Genomic DNA, 19,637 nt, shown 5'->3' with positions numbered 1-19,637 from the left:
GTTCTTGATCTTACCGCCGAGAGCGAATACCTTAGTACCCTTTGACTTCTCAGTACCCATTGATGCGAACCACTGCGCACCATTGAGGATGATCTGTGGGATATTAGCATATGTCTCAACATTGTTGAGGATAGTTGGCTTCTGGAAAAGACCTTTTTCAGCTGGGAAAGGAGGTCTTGGACGGGGCTCGCCGCGGTTGCCCTCGATAGATGTCATAAGAGCTGTCTCCTCACCGCAAACGAAAGCGCCTGCACCGAGACGGAGGTCTATATCGAAGCAGAAATCTGTTCCGAAGATGTTCTTGCCGAGCATACCGTTCTCACGAGCCTGCTTGATAGCGATGTTAAGACGCTCAACAGCGATAGGATACTCAGCGCGGACATAAATATAACCCTGTGTTGCGCCGATAGCATAACCTGCGATAGCCATAGCCTCAAGTACAACATGGGGGTCGCCCTCGAGTACTGAACGGTCCATGAATGCACCCGGATCGCCCTCGTCAGCGTTACAGCAAACGTACTTCTGGTCAGCGTTCGGAACGATGTTGCGGGCGAGCTTCCACTTCATACCTGTGGGGAATCCGCCGCCGCCTCTTCCGCGGAGACCTGAATCGAGGATTGTCTGGATAACGTCCTCAGGAGTCATAGTTGTGAGGACCTTACCGAGAGCCTCATAACCGTCACGTCCTATGTACTCGTTAATATTTTCAGGATTGATAACACCGCAGTTTCTGAGAGCTACACGGTGCTGCTTTTTGTAGAATGAAGTATCGTCGAGAGACTTGATCTCGTCGCCTGCAACTGTCTCCTCATAGAGGAACTCCTTAACAGGGTTGCCGCCGATGAGGTGCTCATCAACGATACGTGGGATCTCGTCTACCTTAACGCGTGAGTAGAAAGAGCCCTCCGGGTATACGATCATGATAGGACCGCGCTCACAGAGACCGAAGCATCCTGTCTTAACGATCTGTACCTTATCTGTAAGTCCCTTATCTGCAAACTGCTTTTCGAGCTCCTCAATGATCTTTGGTGAGCCTGAAGATGTACATCCTGTACCGCCGCAGACAAGGACGTGTCTTTCATATTTTGAAGAAGCATTGCCATGTGTTCTGAGAGCAACTTCGCCCTTCATGCTGTCTCTGACAACCTTGAGTTCTTCAAGAGTTTTCATAAATTAACCTCCTAAATGGTAATGTTTGGAATCAAGCGTATTTTTCAATGATCTTATCTACGTCGTCAACAGTAAGACGTCCGTAAACGTCCTCGTTTACTGTGAGGACAGGTGCAAGACCGCAGGCACCGATGCAGCGGCAGGCGTCAAGTGAGAACTTACCGTCTGGAGTGCACTCGCCTCCGCCTATTCCAAGCTTTTCCTGAAGCTTATTGTAGATATCTCCTGAACCTTTAACATAGCAAGCTGTACCGAGACAGACAGAGATTGTGTACTCTCCCTTTGGATACAGTGAGAACTGAGCGTAGAAAGTTACAACGCCGTAGATCTTCTCGAGCGGGATACCTGTGTTGTCGGAAATAATTGCCTGGACCTCAATTGGAAGGTAGCCGTAAATTTCCTGAGCCTTCTGAAGGATAGGCATAAGAGCACCCTTGTCGTTCTTCTTTTCTTCGATGACCTTGAGGAGCTCAGCCTCCTGCTCTGGAGTACCCTTGAAGGGAACAGTTGATTTAGCTGAATTCATTTAATGGACCTCCTTGTGTATTAGCTGTGAAAAATGTAACAATGTCGACCATAAAAAATTTATGAGACAAAATATCATATCTCACATATCTTATGTATTATAACATAAAACGCGAAAAATTGCTATCGCCATTTTAGCCTAATTAGCCCCAAAATTACTGTATATTTTGCACAATTATAACTAATAGTGACCACTCAGCGCAAAATAAGGTTTACAACTGTCAAGTCTCTTAGTGTGCCGATAGGTTTAGTTAAAAAGTATCCCCACTTGTACAAATGTCAGAGTTTTCTGAAATATTAATTTGATTCTTTTATGAACAAATTATGAGCTCTTTTGATTTTAACGTTTTACCAAGTATTTATACCCCAAATAATCTCCCCTCGGCTTGAAAAAAAGCTTGCAAAATCAAAACTTACAAGATAATACTTATTTACATAAAATTCACAAAACATAAGCTCTTCATTTTATTGACAAATCAATTTTAGTATTGTATAGTAAACTTATAATATATACATAACGCACGTTTTTTCGGCTGATGCTTAGCCATTATCGCCTGATAAAAGACAGAAAAAAATCACTTCAGAAAATGTCAGGTGAAGCCCGGCAGCTTCATGACAGAATGTCCTGCACTGCGTTCTGTTAAACATTGACATCGCCGTTTCAGACAAGGAGGAACTTATGAGTTTACCGAATGATCCCGTTATTTTATTAAGCTATATCAATACGCTTCTTCGTGACGAATACCCATCCTTTGAGGAGCTGTGCAAGAGTCTTTGCACCTCTGCGGACGATATCAGCTCAAAGCTTGAAAAGATAGGTTATGTATATGATCCAAACACTAATTCATTCAGATAGTATCCCGTCTTAGCTGATTCGTTTGATCTGACGCGGATACTCAGTCGGCTTCTTGCCGAATGGGAGGGCTTATGAACACGATCATCAAAAAACTGACGGCGGCTGCTTCTTCCGCAGTTATCGCCGTGTGCTCCGTTGGCTTCAATTACAGCTTCGGAGCTGACACCGAAGAAAAGACATATAAAGTACATTTTGAGCTGGGCGACGATGTAACTATCGTTCCCGACGACGACGGAAATGTACCCGATATCAAGGATAGAGAAGGCACTTTTGATTCTACCCTTATAATACCTACAGCCGAGCTCCAAAGAGAGGGCTACTACTTCAAGGGCTGGACCGACGATAATGTTTACGGCTATATCGGCGGACGAGTTTACCATATCCCCGATCACGATGTTACTATCACCCCTGTGTGGCAGAAAAAAGATGACAAGGTCTACCACACCGTAAAATTCAGCGTTGTTATCGACGGCGAAGTACGCGAGGACTATGAGAAAATGGTTCCCGGCGAGAAAGTCCGTGCAGGCGCTCTTGTAGAGATACCTATGAACGTTTTCCCACGCAGCGGATATACTCAGAGCGGCTGGACAGACGGCACCCACGTCTTTGCAGGTCAGCAGTACATCGTTGTGGGCGATGAGGACATCACTCTTGAGCCAAACTGGTGCAAGAAGTACAAGCTTACCTACACCGTCGGAGACGCCGACAGAATAAACGGCGCTGTAAAGCAGGAATATGAGGTAATGGAAACAGGCGCTGTAAATCTTCAGAGCAACGACCGTTTCTCCAGAAGCGGATTCAATATCATCGGCTGGCACTGCGAAACTGACGGTCAGGATTACAAATGCGACCAGAAGTTCGTTATGCCTGCAAACGATGTTGTTATGACTCCTATCTGGAACCCTATCAATTACACTATTGTATTCTTTGCTAATACAGTCTCAAGCAAAGACGATATCAGAGTAAAGGGCAAGACAGATACAACAATACAGGTTCCGGAGTGTACAGTCAAGAGAGACGGCTATACATTCGGCGGCTGGCAGAGAGATGATAAGATATATCAGGCAGGCGAGGATTTCCTTATTGAGGGAGCACAGCCTGGCATTGGTATCTCGTTCAAGGCTGTATGGAATGCTGAGGGCAGTGAGACTACAACAACTACCACCTCTGCAACTGCCACCACAACTTCATCTGTGACAACAACGTCTACGGCTACAAGTCCAATCCTTTCAACAACATCTACAACAGCTGTAATGGCTTACGAGATAAGCGTTGTTGACAAGGCGTCAGGCAAGCTTATCAACGACGTTTACCTCAGCGCTAAGGATACCATTATTGAAAACGGTTTTTCAAGAGTATCCGAATTCCCTGTGGATACAGAATCAGCAAACCCAAAGAAAGTTGATTTCAAGGGTATCAAAAACTTTGAGGGCATTACAAATATAAGCGATTTCCAGATAGTTCAGAATATCTACAACGGCTTTGCGTATAAGCTCAATGAGGACGATATCACAAGCGAGGTAAAGGACGGTACTGCTTATTACACAGTTAAGGTCGCTAAAAAGGTATATCCCGATGATGTAAGACCTTATTCACACGTTGTAAGAGTCTACGACAAGGCAACAAAGGAGCTCGTAAACAACGCTGTCGTTATGGGAGCATGGAATATCGTATATGAGGACGGCGGAGTTACAGGTCCTATCTCACAGATAGATACCTCCGCAGCTAATCCTGCTATCATAAGCTATGAGAAGTACAAGGACGCTAAGGTTTGCAGCTTCAGTATAAACGGCGTTAAGGAAGGTTCTCCTTACACATTCAGCAAAGAGGACTACACTACAGAGGACGACGGCGTTCAGCACATCATCTACCATAATGTGTATCTCACAAAGTCTGAGATAACTTACGGCGACGCCAACAGCGACGGAAATGTTGATATGTCAGATGTAGTTCTTATCATGCAGGCTCTTGCAAACCCGAACAAGTTCGATATAAACGGTACAGATGACAACCATATCACTGAAAAGGGCAGAACAAATGCCGATGTATGGAACACAGGCGACGGTCTCACAACTGAGGACGCACTCCATATCCAGAAGTATCTCCTCGGTCTCTGTGACATAACAGGCAAGGCGGAAATGACTTCTTCACCCGAATAAACATAACAAAAAAGGACTGCTTTTAGGCCGCTCCCCTTAACGGAAAAAGCGGGCTACCGAGCCGTAAAGTAACGGCTCATATTTGGTAACCTGCGATTCCGCCAAAGGGGGCTCCCCTTGCAGTCCTTTTTCTTTTATATAACGCCAAGACCTTCGAGAAGAAGCTTCAAGCCTATGAGTATAAGGATAGTTCCGCCTGCTATCTCGGCTTTTTTCTCATATTTGCTGCCGAACTTGTGACCGACGAAAACTCCCACAAGTGAAAGAGCAAAGGTTATCGCGCCTATCATAGTGACCGAGAACAACAGGTCTGTTTTTTCTGCGGCAAAAACTATTCCTACCGCAAGCGCGTCAATGCTTGTTGCTATGGCAAGCAGTGTGAGTTCCTTTAAGTCGAGCCTGTACTCCTTGTCTGTGTCGTCCTGCTCATCGTCCTTTATAGCTTCAATTATCATCTTTCCGCCGATAAAGGCAAGAAGTCCGAATGACACCCAATGGCTGAACGAGCTTATTATGTCTGCGAAGCGGCTCCCGAGAAAATATCCTATAACAGGCATTATCCCCTGAAATACTCCGAAGAACAAAGCTGTTATGACTCCGCCCTTTAAATTGAGCTTTTTCATGCTCAGCCCCTTACAGACCGATACTGAAAATGCGTCCATTGCAAGTCCAACGGAGATAAGCAGAAGTTCGACTAAACTCATAAAAAACGTCCTCTCATAAAAAAAATTCGGATACCATTGTACCCGAACCTCACTCAGGTACGACGATAAAGCCGTACATGAGTCTCATTATTTAAGGCAAAACCGAACGCTTTCGCGTTAGTATGTCGACTTGCCGCACACTTTCGTATGTTAACTACTCCCTCACATAACAATGCTTATTATACATTGTATTTTATTGCCTGTCAATATATTACAGTTAGCATATAAAAACAATAAAGGGACGGCGCAAACCGTCCCTTATGTCATTATTCTTCGTCAGGCATTTCCCAGTTATGGTAAACGTTCTGAACGTCGTCGTTCTCTTCGAGGTGCTCAAGGAGAAGGTTCATCTTCTTGATATGATCCTCGTCTGTGAGAGTTGTATAAGTAGAAGGTATCATCTCAGACTCGGCAGAAATAACATTATAGCCCTTTTCTGTAAGTCCCTCGCGGAGAGCGTGAACGCTCTCGGGAGCGCACTCGATCTCAACTGTTTCCTCGTTGATGTCGAAGTCCTCGCCGCCGAACTCAAATACGTCTTCCATTACCTTGTCCTCGTCGAGACCTGTGTTCTCAAGGATAACGATACCCTTGTTTGTGAACATGAATGATACACAGCCGATAGTACCGAGGTTTCCGCCGAACTTATCGAAATAGTGACGAACCTCGCCTGCTGTTCTGTTTCTGTTGTCTGTAAGACACTCTACGATAACAGCTACGCCGTTAGGACCGTATCCCTCGTATGTTATGTTCTCATAGTTGTTCTTGTCGCCGTCGCCTGCTGCCTTCTTGATGATACGCTCGATATTGTCGTTAGGCACGTTGTTGGACTTTGCCTTTGCGATAAGGTCACGAAGCTTGCTGTTGTTGTTAGGATCGGGACCGCCCTCCTTAACTACAACGGTGATCTCACGTCCGATCTTAGTGAAGATCTTGCCCTTTGCAGCGTCGGTAGCTTCCTTTTTACGTTTGATATTGTTCCATTTTGAATGACCTGACATAGTTTACACTCCTATCTGTTCATTTTCGTTTAAATTTGAATTTATAATAAGTTCAAACAGTTCCCTAATACGTTCATTTCCGCCTGTGAGATAGAGATAGCCGAAAAGGCACTCCAGCGCCGTAGCTCTGCGGTATTCCGCAGCGTCGGCGTGCTTGGGAACTGTATTTCCCGTGGCATTCCTGCCTCTTTTCAGCACCGCAAGCTCATGGTCGCTGAGCTTCTCAGCCACAAGGTCATACGCCTTTGACTGGAACTCCGCACAAACAAGCTTTATCTTTGCGGAATGGAGCTTAGCAACAGGCATATTTGCCCGACGAAGCAGATACTCCCTCACAAGGGTATCGTAAACGCTGTCTCCCAGAAATGCAAGAGTCAGCGGACTGTATGAATTAGCTTCACGCTCGGTAAGTTTTTCTGTGCTCATATCAGTTTACAAAGTCGAACTCGAAGCCCTCAAGGCTTACGGTGTCGCCCTCCTGTATGCCCATTTCCTCAAGCTTTGCGATAATGCCGCTGTTGATAAGCACACGCTGGAAATACTGGAGCGACGAATAGTCGTCGGGATCAACAGTACGCATGATAGGCTGTATCCACGGTGCGTCAACGAAGTAGACATCGTCCTCGACTGTTATCTCGAACTTCTTGTCAACGCCCAGCATCTCGTCAAGCTCCTCCTGCGGTATGGGCTCTGCCTCGAATTCCTTTATAGGCGGCAGTGTGTCAAGCACTTCGGATATCTTTTTCACAAGCTCCGATGTGCCCTGAGTTGTTGCAGCCGATATGCAGAAAAATGGTATATTCTTGTCCTCTATATATTTGCGGAACTTTTCTATCTGCTCCTCAGTCGCCATGTCTGATTTATTGGCAGCCACTATCTGAGGACGCTCTGCAAGCTCCTCGTTGAACTTGGCAAGCTCCGCGTTTATAACGTCGAAATCCTCGCATGGATCACGTCCCTCAATGCCTGAAACATCGACTACATGGACTATGAGCCTACAGCGCTCGACGTGTCTGAGGAACTCATGTCCCAGTCCTACGCCGTCGCCTGCGCCCTCGATAAGTCCGGGGATATCAGCCATTACGAAGGACTTCTCCTCCTCTACCCTTACAACTCCGAGAACAGGAGTGAGAGTAGTAAAATGGTAATTTGCTATCTTTGGCTTTGCTGCGCTGACAACAGAGATAAGTGTGGATTTTCCGACGTTGGGGTATCCTACAAGTCCTACGTCAGCAAGGAGCTTCAGCTCCAGAGTCACCTCGAACTCCTCGCCAGGATAGCCCGGCTTTGCGAATTTTGGTATCTGGCGTGTTGAGGTAGCAAAGTGGACATTGCCCTTGCCGCCCTGTCCGCCTCTTGCAAGGACCTTAGGCTCGTCCGTGGACATATCCGCCATTATCCTGCCGCTCTTTGCGTCGCGTATTACAGTACCTCTTGGCACCTTTATAATAAGGGGCTGTGCGCTTTTTCCCGTGCAGTTTCTTCCGCTGCCGTTTTCCCCGCGGTCAGCCACATATTTCCTCTTATACCTGAAATCTATCAGAGTCGAGAAATTATCATCGACCTGAAAAATCACATCTCCGCCGCGTCCGCCGTCGCCGCCGTCGGGACCGCCTGCCGCTACATACTTTTCGCGGTGAAACGATACAGCGCCGTCGCCGCCGTCACCTGCTTTGATCATTATTTTCGCCTGATCAACGAACATTTCCGTCCTCCGTTTCTAAAGAAAAATCCCAAGCGAAAGCTCGGGATTTATTGTCACGTTATGGCTGTTACTGCTCAATCTCGTAAACAGAAACCTTCTTACGGTCACGTCCGTAACGCTCAAACTTTACCTTACCGCTTACTGTAGCGAATAATGTATCATCTGAACCGATGCCGACACCGTTACCAGGGTGGATATGTGTTCCTCTCTGACGAACGAGAATGTTGCCAGCCTTAACAAACTGACCGTCTGCTCTCTTAACGCCAAGTCTCTTAGCCTCAGAGTCACGTCCGTTCTTTGTGGATCCGCCGCCCTTCTTATGAGCAAAGAACTGCATACTAATCTTAAACATACTTACACCTCCGAAATAGTGATTTTGATCGTGTTAGGGTACTCTTCCAGTATAGCCTCAAAGTGCTGTTTTAAAACATTCAGCAGACGCGAAGGTATCTCTCCCTCGTCACCGCAGATACATTCGATAACGTTATCCCCCACAGTCACCTGTGGTTTCAAACCGAATTCATCGAGGATATTTGCAGTAAGCTGTACCGCTGATGAAACAGCCGCACAGACAACGTCCTTTCCGCTCTCGGCATAGCCTGAGTGGCCGCTGAACTTAAAGCCTGTCAGAAGTCCCTGCTTTTCATAAAATTCTGCGCGGATCATGATCAAGCCTTGATAGCTTCGATCTTGACCTGAGTGTAAGGCTGTCTGTGTCCCTGCTTTTTCTTTTCACCCTTCTTAGGCTTGTAAGTGAAAACAGTGATCTTCTTAGCCTTGCCGTTCTTCAGAACCTTTGCGCTTACAGCTGCACCGTCAACATAAGGTGTACCGATCTTAAGTCCATCGTCTGCTCCGAGAGCAACTACCTTGTCAAAAGTAACTGTCTCATCAGCCTCAACTGCGAGCTTCTCGATGAAGATGATATCTCCCTCGTTTACCTGATACTGCTTTCCGCCGGTTTCAATAACTGCGTACATATTGTGTGGCACCTGCCTTTTCAATAAACTCGCTGTTACAGGCGTTGCAGCACAACTTTAAAGCCTGTTTACAAGCGGCAATAATATTTTATCACAAACGCTGCTTTTTGTCAAGCATTTTTTGCAATATTTCCTAAAAAACTTCCCCTGTATCGCACAGGGGAAGAATTTTTCAGTTTACCAGACTCTGTAGCCCTCGTGACCTATCTTGTAGGAAGTTCCCGGAACATAAAGATCATCAGGTTTGATCTCCTGACCATTTTCCTTGGCAGCTTCGATAGCCTTTCTAAGCTCTCTGAATGCAACACTGTTAGTAACTATACGTGATACCTCTTCCTGAGTTGGCTTTCCGCCGAGATACTCAAGAACAGCCTGCTGCATATAGAAATATGAACGGAGCTGTGTTTTCTTGAACTCTATGCTCTGCTGCTCCTCACCTTCACCTTCGAGGAGGAAGAGGCTGTCGCCTTCTCTGTAGCCCAGTGTGAGCTTTGCAAATATCTCAGGGATAAATACTCTTATCTCGGAAGCAAGGTTCATATTGCCTTCTGTAAGCTCTTCGAGCTTAGTAAGCATATTCTTGTAATCTTCCTGAGAATTGATGTTTGACATCATCTTTATAGTTTCCTTTGCAGCGTTCATAACGAAGTCCTTCTTGAACGGGCACTGATCGTCCTCACGCTGAACAAATATAGCATACTGCTTTTCTGAAACAAAAGCCTCTTCCGCATTCATTTCGTTTGCAACGTATGGTTCAAAATACTTTGCAAGCTCTACACATACAGAACCGTTTACGCGTACTTCGATGATCTTCTTCTCCTTGAACTTTGCAAGGTATACTCTGAGCCAGTAATACTTCTTTGAGCCAAGATACTTTGGTATCTCGTTCATTATGAAGTTTATAAGCATAGTAGGCTGCTTATCCTTTACGCCTATTCTTACTACAGACTGAGCGTACATATCGAAATCGTAGTGCTGTCTGAGGAAGTCAACAGAGATATGGTGAGGATTCTTCTTTGTCATTGACTGATCGAGCGGGTGCCATACACCGCCGTTGAATATCTCAACAGCCATGTTTGCAGCCTCTTCTTCATCTTTGCCCTGTGAGTCAACAGGCTCGATAAGAGGCTCATCGAAATCATCATTTGTGATAATGAAGATAGTCTGAAGGATCTTTATGCCTTCGCTCTCGTCCATTCTGCCGATCTGAACATCTATTGTAAAGCCCTTTGGCATGATAACACAGTCATCATAAAGAGTACCGTTCAGCTTTGCATTAAGAGCTTTAAGCACCATCTGCTTGATCTCTGCCTTCGGATCTGCAACTGTTGTATTTTCTTCCTTCTGGTTGTTCTTCTTCTTAAAAAGTCCCATTTTCTATTCTCCTTAAAAATAATTATCAATATATGCTCTGCATAATATTAAACTGTTAATTTTACGGCAGCCCAGCCTTCTCTTACCTCAGGCTGAGGCTCCTTGAAGCCTGCTGACACAAGAGCATCTATGACTTCGTCCATACGCTCCTCAATGATACCCGAAACTATAAGTATTCCTCCGTCTTTAAGGTATCTGCGGAAGCTGTCCTTCATTGCGATAAGCACATCTGCAACTATATTTGCTGCAATGATATCGTACTTATCGTCTATCTTATCGGCAAGCTCGCTGTCTGTTAGGATATTGCCGAAATAAGTCTTGTAAACATCAGGTGAGATGTGATTTTTAACTGCATTTTCAAGAGCTGTAACAGCGGCATTTTCTTCGATGTCCACAGCAACGGCACTCTTTGCACCGAGAAGCATAGCACCTATGGAAAGTATTCCGCTTCCACAGCCCATATCAAGAAGCTTGTCGCCCTTGTTGAGGTACTTTTCAAGCACTTCAAGACAAAGCCTTGTGGTATGATGCTTGCCTGTACCAAAGCTTGATGCAGGATCTATTTCAAGTATTATCCTGCCGTCGGTATTGTCATACTCTTCCCACGAGGGCTTGATAACGAGCTTTTCGCCTACCTTGAAGGGCTTGAAATATTGCTTCCAGTTATTAGCCCAGTCCTCTTCGCGGATACTTGACATTTCTGCTTCAAGACGGCCGTAAGCTCCGTCCTTGTCGTTTGCCTTCATATCAGCAAGCATAGACTTTATTGCAAGGAGCATTTCTGCGCCCTGTCCGTTTGAAGGGATATACACTGTTATGCATGTCTCACATTCAGACAGTCCCATGAGATCATCGTCTATGTAGTCCCACTGACCGTTTTTGTTTTCAAGGAATTCCTTGAAATCCTCGGAGTCTTTTATAGAAAAGCCTTTTATTCCGATGTCGGTCAGTTTTGAACACAGCAGTTCAATTCCTTCCGTAGTAGTGTAGATATTGACTTCTGTCCATTCCATTAATTATATTTCTCCTTAATTGCAGATGCGCATGAGATATAACAGCACATCTGTATTATTTATTACTCCGTCACCACTGAGATCAGCAGCTTTTACTTCCCAACTTGTAAGTACAGAAACTCCCTCGGGAAGTTTTTCACTCTTTGTGATATATTCGTTTACAAGTGCGAGATCGTATTTATCTGCCGAGCCGTCACTGTTTATATCACCCGCTTCAAGCTTCTGAGCTGAACCTGCGTATTCAAGCTTCGAGAGGTCTATCCAGCCTTTTTTTCCGCCTATCTTAACTTCTCCGTAGCTTCCGTTGACGCTGACAACGTTTACGATATTTCCGTACTCAAGAGCAGCTATTGAAGTCTTTTGATCTTTCATATCCGCAAATACATCAACTTTTTCATTAGCTGTGCAGTAATACTCGCCTGCCAGATATTCTTTTGGTGCAGCCTTTGAAGTACTTACAGCTGCTGTATTTTTTACAGCAGAAACAGATGTTGCCTTTGAAGTTACAGCCGCCTTTGTTACAGTCGTTGTCTTGCTTGAAGAATCAGAGGCAGCTTTAGCTGTTGTTATAGTGGAAGTTGCAGTAGTTGTTGTGCTTGAAAGTGAAGTTGTCGAAGAAGTTTCGGACACTTCTTCCTTTATCGTCAGCGGAGTAAAACCGCTGTACGGATTTTTACCTTTCAACGCCTGAAAACAGGTAATACTTGCGTTGTTGTAGGCTTTAAACATAAGGATATCGTCCTTTGCAGGATCAGCCATATAAACGTCATCGCCTATGATGCCGTCAACGTATACCCAATGTCCGCCTACATTACATATGACATACAAACCTTTATCAAGATATTCCTTCATTTCAGCTGCTTTACCCTTCTGATCTGAAGATTTGAAGTAAAGATTAGCAGTTGCAATACTTATCTCAGGAACAGCCTTATTCACCGATGCCCAAGCTATAAGCGCACCTCCGCTGCTGAAAGCTCCCATATCATTGAGTTTCTTGGCGAATACGCCAGGGTCAAAGTCTTTGGTATCACGAGCTCCCGAAGCTACAGCTGCCATAGCGATCGAAGTGATATAACAGCCTGACTTGCGCACAGTCGTACCGCCCATAGCAGTATCCCCCCAGCGTTCATCAAGCTGACGCCAAGTACGGAAATCTTCTGCCGCCAAGGCATATCTGCGTGGGGTGAACACACCTGCAAACACTCCTATCACCATAAGAAGTGCAAGCAGGAGACATCGTATTCCTGTTTCTTTTGCCTTTTGCATAATATAACCTCCGTTTCAGACTATCGGTTTGTTATGCCCTTCCTTTTTCTTGATTCTCTGAAAGCTTCATACGCCCTTATGTAATCCTCCAGAGCTCTTTGTTTTTCGTTTTCATTTATCGGCTTTTCACCGTAAACGGATTTGTCGAATAACGTTGCGGTCTCTTCGATATCAACGCCTGTTGCCTCATGTACGAGACCGCAGACCTCCTTTGATGTATTGACGTCTTCGATATCGTAGACCTTGCATATCCTGTGCATTACAGCCATTACAAGTTCCTTCGGTGATCGCTTTTTACTCCTGAAAACGAATATTTTATGTGTCAGCCAAGGATATACAAACAGGAACAGAACTGCAAGCAATCCTATCAAAAGGATCACAAGACCTGCTCTCGAAAGCATCTCTGTAGCTGAACCGTCTTTGGTTGTTATTACCTCATCAGTAATAGTCGGCTCAAAGCTTACCCAACCATATCCCTTGATGTAAAGCTCAGGGAAACCGTGAGCGTCCTGCGTTGTTACATAATAATTCGCGTCCGCAAATGTAAGATCGCTTTCACGATTTGTCATATTGTATCCTTCGCAGTACCTTGCAGGTATACCTGCCGCTCTTGCGAGAAGTACCATTGCTGTCGCATATTCATAGCATACGCCTGTATGAGTATCGAAGAGGAAGTTCTCGGCATTTTCGCCTTTTTTCTTTTTATAACCGAGATCATATATATAATCATTGTTATAAAAATACTGTTCAAGTCTGAATGCCTTTTCATACTCTGTTTCGCATCCTGCGGTTATCTGTTCCGCAAGCTCCTTTATACGCTGATTGTTGCTGTAATCGAGGAGAGCTATACGGTATTCCTCATATACCACATATTCAGATGAGAAATACTTGTATATCTGATCGAATTCTTCACTTTTCTCAGGAAAGTCTTCCTGAGAATATCTTTCAAGTATATCCTTTGTATCATTGAGAAGCGTTTCGTAATCCGATCTGTTTATCTGCGCTATAAAATCACGATTGTAAGAACTCTCAAAAAAAGTATCTTCGCTATAGTCAAACTCAAAACGTTCTGTAGATGAAAACGACTTATTATTTCCTGCGTCGATAACTCCGCCGCGCAGTCTGCCTATAAATCCTTTTCGTGTACATTCAGTCATCTTAACAGCAAACTGAGGAACAGGAGCGGTATCTCCGCCCTTTGAAGCACCTATGATGCCAGCCATACTGTAAAACTTTGCGTGTTTAAGCTCGGGAACATTAAGCCCCTTTTCAACATATTCTTCAAGACCGTATTTATCGGCAAAAGAACTGTCAAGCCTTGCAGCTTCAAGGAAAGCATCAGCCAGTCCCATTCTTGAACCTATATCAATTGGAGAACCTTCCGTATTGTCACTGTAGGAACGGTCCACCAGTTCGGTGTGCCATTCATCTTTTTCAAAACTATATGTTGTAAATGTCTCCGTTTTCAAACGAAGAGGTCCGTCAGCTACAGCGTTATATACTCCCCAGACCTGACTTGATCTGAACTGTTGTCCAGAAGATGTGTTTCTGAAAACATTCAGCATAGCATCGAGCCTGTCAGTCAGCTTATCTGCGTTGATAAGTGTTTCGAGGTAAGTTCTGTTAGCTGTTATCTTAGGCTTGGGACAGATCGCCGCTAAAGATGCAAATGCCATAGCATATGCAGCAATGACCTTCCATGAGCGTTTTCTGCCAACGAATTCTGTTGTTTCAGAATCTTTCAGCTGCCTGTAATACACCATGAGGAGTATATATCCGACTGCAAGAAAGATTATGAACAATGTCGGCATTTTCTCATATTCCTTACCGTATATAGCAAACGGTATAATAAAAATCAGGAAATTCATAAATATCCTGTATCTCACATGAGTGAAATAATATATTACCGAAGCCATGAACAGGAAGAAAAGAATGAAAAATCCGAGGGTATACCAGCTGTTGTATTCTACCGAATCCTGAGGTGTAAGGAACCAAAGCAGCCACGAGATCGGATATTCTTCAGCACCCTTATCAATAGATGTGCGGACACCGAAGCCGAATAACGCCATAAGAGCTCCATATATACCAAAGCCGATAATATGGTGTTTCTGCATATAGTCAAATATCCTGAACAACAGCCAGCCGACTATATATGCAGCAACTCCCCATTTTGCAGCAAAGAAATATCCCTGACTGTCCTCCTTTACACGATCACGGTAATGGAACATCAGTGATACCATAATAAATACAGTATACCAAAGAACAGGATCAAGAAGAGTTCTCAGCAGAAATGATCTAAGACCGGATTTTGTCTTTTTGATTTCATTCATATTTATACCATTTTAAAGTTGTTTTCTTCGTCCAGGTACCACAGCGGCAGCGATGTGGAATTCGCAGACGCTACGGACAGACCGATCAAACTTACATTTTCTTTATTCTCCAACTTATCGGTCACAGCCGAAAAACCTGCACCGGCATCTGTAGTCGCAATAACACACGAACATACAGATGAACCGACCTCCGAAATATCAACTCTTTTATCGGGTATGACCCTTATTGAAAGCACTTTCAGAAGGAGCTGATTAGGATAATCGGGATTATCAACGCTTTCCATAACAGATTTTCCTGATGCGTCACGATATATGAAATTACATGCAATACCCTGCTTTACAAGCAAAAAGAGAAGCCCGAACACAGCACGAAGGAGCTGTTCCTCTCCCCTTACTGCATTCTCCGCAGGAACACTGCTTCTGCGGAAGAGGTCAAGTACTATAACAGGCTGCACCGAAGCCACAGCCTCATCAAGTCTTACCATAAGCTTTGCCTTTTTGGAAGAAAGCTTCCAGTTTATTCGCTTCATAGGATCGCCGAGCACGTATTCACGATGCTCATATCCCGGTGTAGTATTTGCAGAGAAGAGCATAGCTGTATCATTTTCCTCTTCCTCATCGCTTGTAAGTACAGTATCAGCGATAGAACGGAAAAGTTCAGACGACGATTTGATGTCAGGCAGCGACGGAATAACACCTACAGAAGCAGGATCAGGCAGCTTCGCCTTCATGGGAAATCTCATAAATCCAAGAAATCCGCAGGAGTATACAGCGTATATGCCTACCTCACCGTTTCCGCCCACAACAGCGTCAAGCCTGAAGGTAAAAGTTCGCTTTTCTTCATTAAACATCGTAAGCTTGCGTATTTTTACATTCTGCGCGAATGTTTCGCTTGCATAGGGACAGATCTCAAGAATTGCAAGTGGAAAACCACCTGTTTTTCTGACAGTAACTGTTACTTCGAGATAGCTGCCTTTAAGTACATATGCATCACAGTCAAATGAGACCTTGACTCTTTTCTGCGCATAAAGAGCAAAAAACAGAGATACAAGCGGTGCAAATACAACAAAAGCCAGCAATATGATGCCCATTTCACCGTCAACATAGAAAGTGAAAATGTATACAAGAAAAGCAACAGCAATAACACTTACAATGCTTTTTATATGTTTAACCATTAGCTCATTGAAGGAACAGGACAGTTCCTGATAACGTTTTCGATATATGCCTCACCTGTGCCGAATGTCGTCTTTCCCTGAGGAGAGAGGATTATTCTGTGAGCAAGTACGGATACGGCTGTACATTTTACATCGTCGGGAGTTACATAATCGCGGTCAAAGATATAGGCAAAAGCCTTTGCTGCTTTGAAAAGTGCGATACTTCCTCTCGGACTGATGCCAAGAACAGTATTTCTGTCCTGACGAGTCGATGAAACGATATTTATGATGTACTGCTTAACACCGTCGGAAACTCTGACACGTTTGACTGCTTCCTGCATTGCTGCAATATCCTCAACAGTCATTACAGGTTCGGTGATATTTGCGATAGGATTATAGTTTTCCGTCCTTCCGAGCACTTCAAATTCTTCTTCCATTGAAGGATAGCCCATAGACAGCTTCATGAAAAATCTGTCCATCTGAGCCTCGGGAAGGTGGAAAGTACCATATGTTTCAACAGGGTTCTGCGTTGCCATTACAAGGAACGGACGCGGAAGCTTATGTGTAACTCCGTCAAGGCTTATCTGACGCTCTTCCATTGCTTCAAGAAGTGCGGACTGAACCTTTGGCGAAGCTCGGTTTATCTCATCAGCCAGAAGAAAATTACACATTACTGCACCATCGCGGTAAACGAATTCCCCCTTATTTGAATCAAGCATTGTAAAGCCTGCTATATCAGAAGGCATTACGTCAGGTGTAAGCTGTATACGGTTGAACTTACCGCCTATAGAACGTGAAAGTGCAGTTATGAGCTGAGTCTTTCCTACACCAGGTACATCTTCGAGAAGTACATGACCTTCGCAAAGAAGTGCGGCTATAAGCTTAACAACCGTCTGCTGCTTTCCAACGATAACTTTTCCGACGGAGCCTGCAAGTCTGCTGACATTACTATTCATAAATTCTTACCTCATAATCTTGAATATTATCCAATTAAAACTATTATAACATATTTCACAAATTACTGCAAGGGAAAACCATACGAAAAAAGAACTGTATTATTGTAACATCTTACAATAACTCACACTAACATATGTGGGAAAATATATATTTTTGTTCCCGAATTTCCTGTATCAGGCGGTATCAGCAACAGAACAGGCTGCTTGAAGTGTTGCTAATAATAATCGGTCTGCAAAAGTATATAAAAAATCCCGAAAAAAATATTTTCGGGATTTTTTCAATTTAACCATTGCAGGCAGTTTTATATTTATTAGTAGTACTCAATGTCACTTTTCTTAGTTCTGCCCAAAATAAGAGGAACAATAAGGAAAGCAAGTCCACCCAGAGCCAATACAGCACCGAGAACAACTACAAGTATAGATGATTTTCCCGGACGGCTGTCCATTGCCTTGAGGTCAGCCAATTCCGTTTCATCAAAGCCCCATTCATCAAGAGCCTGCTTTTTATAATTGGCATATTTTTTCTCTGTGGGCTCGCTCCAGAGCTTTCCTTCAAAATGAACAGGCTCAGGCATTTTATCAGTCTTGCCGTCAAGATATTTGATCCAACCATTAGCGTTAGCGTCAAGTTCAGCCTTCATATCATCTGAGCCTGCTGAAACTACATAAGCAAAGTAATTATCCGGTTCTGCAACATCGTCTTCTGAAAAGAGATTTTTCAGATAGTCCATTGAAAGGTTTTCAACTATGTAATAGTTTGTCTCGCGCTTACTTGTTGTAATTCCGAGTGTCTTGTCCTTCTCCTCATATACTGCAAAAGAGCCGACAACGTAGTTTATATCGCCTTCAACGATACATTCCTTTTTGAAATCGTCCCTTGTAGCTGTGTTAAGATCGAGCACCTTACCGCTAAGGTACATTTTTACATCTTTCATGCCAAGAACAACGATAGCAATTCCAAAAACGACTGCCATAACCTTATATATAAAACTTTTCTTCATCATAACCACCCTTTAATAAAAAAAGCGGCAGCCTTATATAGGAACTGCCGCTTATGTTTGTACTTATAATTACTTGATCATCTTAGCTACTTCGTCAGCGAGGTTGTCTTCCTTCTTCTCAACACCTTCGCCGCGCTCGTAACGGATAACGTCAACAACCTTGATAGAACCGCCGAGCTTCTTAGCCTCTGCATCAACATAGCCCTGAACTGAGAGCTTGTCATCCTTAACGAATGCCTGTTCGAGGAGGCAGTTTTCCTTGAAGAACTTTTCTACCTTACCGTCGATGATCTTGTCCTTAACCTGATCAGGCTTGTTAGCCATCTTAGGATCTTCAGACATCTGGATCTTCATGATCTTTCTTTCGTTTTCGATTACGTCAGCAGGAACGTTTTCTCTTGTTACGTAAGCAGCGCCGAGAGCAGCACTCTGCATAGCAACGTCCTTACCGATAACTGCAACTGCATCTGCAGGGAGTTCTGTTTCCATCTTAACAAGAACACCGATGCTGCCGCCGTTGTGGATGTATGAAGCGAGCTTGCCTTCGAATCTTACGAAACGACGGATAACGATGTTTTCTCTGATCTTCATACCAGCGAGTTCTGTAAGAACTTCATCAACTGTCTTGTCGCTTCCGCTGAGCTTGCATGCCTTGAGAGCATCAACATCAGCCGGGTTAGCTTCGATGATTGTATTAGCAACTGCAGCAACGAATTCTCTGATATCAGGTGTGTTAGCTGCGAAGTCTGTTTCTGTGTTTACTTCAACAAGAACGCCGACATTGCCGTTTACAATAGCTGTAACAACGCCTTCAGCAGCAGCTCTGCCGCTCTTCTTAGCCTGTGTAGCAAGACCTTTTTCTCTGAGGAATTCGATAGCCTTTTCTCTGTCGCCGTCGTTTTCTTCAAGAGCCTTCTTACAGTCCATCATACCAACGCCTGTAGCGCTCATAAGTTCTTTAATTTCTGCAACGGATGCCTTACCCATTGTTATTACCTCCAGTATATGAATATTTACAGTAGAAAACCCGAATTTCAGATATTCTCCATATTTACAGGACTTAAACTGCCATTCGGGTTTGTATTTTTTATGTTAAACTTGAATTATTCAGCAGCTTCTTCAGTTGCTTCTTCTGCAGCTTCAGCTGACTGTTCGCCCTGTCTGCCTTCGATGATAGCGTCAGCCATTGCACCAGCGATGAGCTTTACTGCTCTGATAGCGTCGTCGTTACCCGGGATAACGTAGTCAACTTCATCAGGATCACAGTTTGTGTCAACGATAGCAACGATCGGGATGTTGAGCTTCTTAGCTTCAGCAACTGCGATCTTTTCCTTTCTTGGGTCAACGATGAATAAAGCGCCTGGGAGCTTCTTCATTGTCTTGATACCGCCGAGGAACTTTTCGAGCTTTTCGATTTCGAGAGTAAGCTTGCTTACTTCCTTC

General features: G+C 44.2%; 20 protein-coding genes. 2 read left to right on the top strand and 18 right to left on the bottom strand.

Features of this window, described 5'->3' with window-relative positions; translation table 11 throughout:
* A partial coding sequence (locus QZZ41_RS15275) for an NAD(P)H-dependent oxidoreductase subunit E (protein ID WP_367267485.1) occupies positions 1-1,131 on the bottom strand: 1,131 nt, incomplete at its 3' end.
* Positions 1,132-1,201: 70 nt separating this feature from the next.
* Positions 1,202-1,696 (bottom strand): NAD(P)H-dependent oxidoreductase subunit E, encoded by a 495-nt coding sequence (locus tag QZZ41_RS15270; RefSeq protein WP_024859289.1) that lies wholly within the window; start codon positions 1,694-1,696, stop codon positions 1,202-1,204.
* A gap of 678 nt (positions 1,697-2,374) precedes the next feature.
* Here QZZ41_RS15270 and QZZ41_RS15265 point away from each other — a divergent pair.
* Both QZZ41_RS15265 and QZZ41_RS15260 read left to right on the top strand, forming a co-directional pair.
* Positions 2,375-2,551, top strand: a complete 177-nt coding sequence (locus tag QZZ41_RS15265; RefSeq protein WP_072300154.1) for a DUF4250 domain-containing protein — start codon at positions 2,375-2,377, stop codon at positions 2,549-2,551.
* Positions 2,552-2,622: 71 nt separating this feature from the next.
* Entirely contained in the window at positions 2,623-4,710 is a 2,088-nt protein-coding gene (locus tag QZZ41_RS15260) for a dockerin type I repeat-containing protein (protein WP_295074138.1), read from the top strand.
* A gap of 134 nt (positions 4,711-4,844) precedes the next feature.
* On the opposite strand, the gene QZZ41_RS15255 is transcribed toward QZZ41_RS15260, so the two are convergent.
* The 16 genes from QZZ41_RS15255 to rpsB form a co-directional block, all read right to left on the bottom strand.
* On the bottom strand, positions 4,845-5,414 hold the full coding sequence (locus QZZ41_RS15255; protein WP_295074114.1) for a manganese efflux pump MntP family protein: 570 nt from the start codon (positions 5,412-5,414) through the stop codon (positions 4,845-4,847).
* A gap of 266 nt (positions 5,415-5,680) precedes the next feature.
* Positions 5,681-6,415, bottom strand: a complete 735-nt coding sequence (locus tag QZZ41_RS15250; protein WP_072300151.1) for a YebC/PmpR family DNA-binding transcriptional regulator — start codon at positions 6,413-6,415, stop codon at positions 5,681-5,683.
* Between the two features lie 3 nt (positions 6,416-6,418).
* Positions 6,419-6,841 (bottom strand): ribonuclease III domain-containing protein, encoded by a 423-nt coding sequence (locus tag QZZ41_RS15245; RefSeq protein ID WP_295074110.1) that lies wholly within the window; start codon positions 6,839-6,841, stop codon positions 6,419-6,421.
* 1 nt (position 6,842) lies between these two features.
* Entirely contained in the window at positions 6,843-8,120 is a 1,278-nt protein-coding gene (gene obgE, locus QZZ41_RS15240; RefSeq protein WP_164174336.1) for a GTPase ObgE, read from the bottom strand.
* Between the two features lie 67 nt (positions 8,121-8,187).
* The gene (rpmA, locus tag QZZ41_RS15235) at positions 8,188-8,472 is read right to left on the bottom strand and encodes a 50S ribosomal protein L27 (RefSeq protein ID WP_024859281.1); all 285 of its coding nucleotides are present in this window, start codon (positions 8,470-8,472) and stop codon (positions 8,188-8,190) included.
* Between the two features lie 2 nt (positions 8,473-8,474).
* Entirely contained in the window at positions 8,475-8,786 is a 312-nt protein-coding gene (locus QZZ41_RS15230) for a ribosomal-processing cysteine protease Prp (RefSeq protein ID WP_295074105.1), read from the bottom strand.
* A gap of 2 nt (positions 8,787-8,788) precedes the next feature.
* Positions 8,789-9,100 carry a 50S ribosomal protein L21 gene (rplU, locus tag QZZ41_RS15225; RefSeq protein ID WP_028516473.1) on the bottom strand — a complete coding sequence of 104 codons (312 nt, stop codon included), beginning with the start codon at positions 9,098-9,100 and terminating at the stop codon, positions 8,789-8,791.
* A 177-nt stretch (positions 9,101-9,277) separates the two neighbouring features.
* Positions 9,278-10,474 carry a DUF6348 family protein gene (locus QZZ41_RS15220; protein ID WP_295074101.1) on the bottom strand — a complete coding sequence of 399 codons (1,197 nt, stop codon included), beginning with the start codon at positions 10,472-10,474 and terminating at the stop codon, positions 9,278-9,280.
* A gap of 47 nt (positions 10,475-10,521) precedes the next feature.
* Positions 10,522-11,487: a 50S ribosomal protein L11 methyltransferase gene (prmA, locus tag QZZ41_RS15215; protein WP_295074098.1), complete on the bottom strand. Its 966-nt coding sequence runs from the start codon at positions 11,485-11,487 to the stop codon at positions 10,522-10,524.
* A 15-nt stretch (positions 11,488-11,502) separates the two neighbouring features.
* Positions 11,503-12,753 (bottom strand): dockerin type I repeat-containing protein, encoded by a 1,251-nt coding sequence (locus tag QZZ41_RS15210; protein ID WP_295074095.1) that lies wholly within the window; start codon positions 12,751-12,753, stop codon positions 11,503-11,505.
* A 20-nt stretch (positions 12,754-12,773) separates the two neighbouring features.
* On the bottom strand, positions 12,774-15,083 hold the full coding sequence (locus tag QZZ41_RS15205) for a transglutaminase family protein (protein WP_295074092.1): 2,310 nt from the start codon (positions 15,081-15,083) through the stop codon (positions 12,774-12,776).
* A 2-nt stretch (positions 15,084-15,085) separates the two neighbouring features.
* A complete protein-coding gene (locus QZZ41_RS15200; protein ID WP_295074089.1) occupies positions 15,086-16,258 on the bottom strand; it encodes a DUF58 domain-containing protein in 1,173 nt (390 codons plus the stop codon).
* On the bottom strand, positions 16,258-17,193 hold the full coding sequence (locus QZZ41_RS15195) for a MoxR family ATPase (RefSeq protein WP_295074086.1): 936 nt from the start codon (positions 17,191-17,193) through the stop codon (positions 16,258-16,260). The genes QZZ41_RS15200 and QZZ41_RS15195 overlap by 1 nt, the downstream gene beginning before the upstream one ends.
* 311 nt (positions 17,194-17,504) lie before the next feature.
* A complete protein-coding gene (locus tag QZZ41_RS15190) occupies positions 17,505-18,194 on the bottom strand; it encodes a DUF6709 family protein (protein WP_295074084.1) in 690 nt (229 codons plus the stop codon).
* A 69-nt stretch (positions 18,195-18,263) separates the two neighbouring features.
* Complete coding sequence (tsf, locus tag QZZ41_RS15185) at positions 18,264-19,181, bottom strand: translation elongation factor Ts (protein ID WP_295074082.1); 918 nt, start codon at positions 19,179-19,181, stop codon at positions 18,264-18,266.
* Positions 19,182-19,297: 116 nt separating this feature from the next.
* Positions 19,298-19,637, bottom strand: a 340-nt coding sequence (gene rpsB / locus QZZ41_RS15180) for a 30S ribosomal protein S2 (RefSeq protein WP_295074080.1), incomplete at its 5' end; no start/stop codon positions are given.

This window comes from Ruminococcus sp., from assembly GCF_016283395.1.
Note: the sequence above shows the minus strand (reverse complement) of the source record. Positions and strands in the feature narration are given on the sequence as shown.

Coding starts and splice junctions, on each gene's coding strand:
- obgE (WP_164174336.1), bottom strand. CDS start 8,120: ATGTTCGTTGATCAGGCGAAAATAATGATCAAAGCAGGTGACGGCGGC.
- QZZ41_RS15200 (WP_295074089.1), bottom strand. CDS start 16,258: ATGGTTAAACATATAAAAAGCATTGTAAGTGTTATTGCTGTTGCTTTT.
- QZZ41_RS15270 (WP_024859289.1), bottom strand. CDS start 1,696: ATGAATTCAGCTAAATCAACTGTTCCCTTCAAGGGTACTCCAGAGCAG.
- prmA (WP_295074098.1), bottom strand. CDS start 11,487: ATGGAATGGACAGAAGTCAATATCTACACTACTACGGAAGGAATTGAA.
- tsf (WP_295074082.1), bottom strand. CDS start 19,181: ATGGGTAAGGCATCCGTTGCAGAAATTAAAGAACTTATGAGCGCTACA.
- QZZ41_RS15250 (WP_072300151.1), bottom strand. CDS start 6,415: ATGTCAGGTCATTCAAAATGGAACAATATCAAACGTAAAAAGGAAGCT.
- QZZ41_RS15260 (WP_295074138.1), top strand. CDS start 2,623: ATGAACACGATCATCAAAAAACTGACGGCGGCTGCTTCTTCCGCAGTT.
- rpmA (WP_024859281.1), bottom strand. CDS start 8,472: ATGTTTAAGATTAGTATGCAGTTCTTTGCTCATAAGAAGGGCGGCGGA.
- QZZ41_RS15265 (WP_072300154.1), top strand. CDS start 2,375: ATGAGTTTACCGAATGATCCCGTTATTTTATTAAGCTATATCAATACG.
- QZZ41_RS15190 (WP_295074084.1), bottom strand. CDS start 18,194: ATGAAGAAAAGTTTTATATATAAGGTTATGGCAGTCGTTTTTGGAATT.
- QZZ41_RS15195 (WP_295074086.1), bottom strand. CDS start 17,193: ATGAATAGTAATGTCAGCAGACTTGCAGGCTCCGTCGGAAAAGTTATC.
- QZZ41_RS15255 (WP_295074114.1), bottom strand. CDS start 5,414: ATGAGTTTAGTCGAACTTCTGCTTATCTCCGTTGGACTTGCAATGGAC.
- QZZ41_RS15230 (WP_295074105.1), bottom strand. CDS start 8,786: ATGATCCGCGCAGAATTTTATGAAAAGCAGGGACTTCTGACAGGCTTT.
- rplU (WP_028516473.1), bottom strand. CDS start 9,100: ATGTACGCAGTTATTGAAACCGGCGGAAAGCAGTATCAGGTAAACGAG.
- QZZ41_RS15220 (WP_295074101.1), bottom strand. CDS start 10,474: ATGGGACTTTTTAAGAAGAAGAACAACCAGAAGGAAGAAAATACAACA.
- QZZ41_RS15205 (WP_295074092.1), bottom strand. CDS start 15,083: ATGAATGAAATCAAAAAGACAAAATCCGGTCTTAGATCATTTCTGCTG.
- QZZ41_RS15245 (WP_295074110.1), bottom strand. CDS start 6,841: ATGAGCACAGAAAAACTTACCGAGCGTGAAGCTAATTCATACAGTCCG.
- QZZ41_RS15210 (WP_295074095.1), bottom strand. CDS start 12,753: ATGCAAAAGGCAAAAGAAACAGGAATACGATGTCTCCTGCTTGCACTT.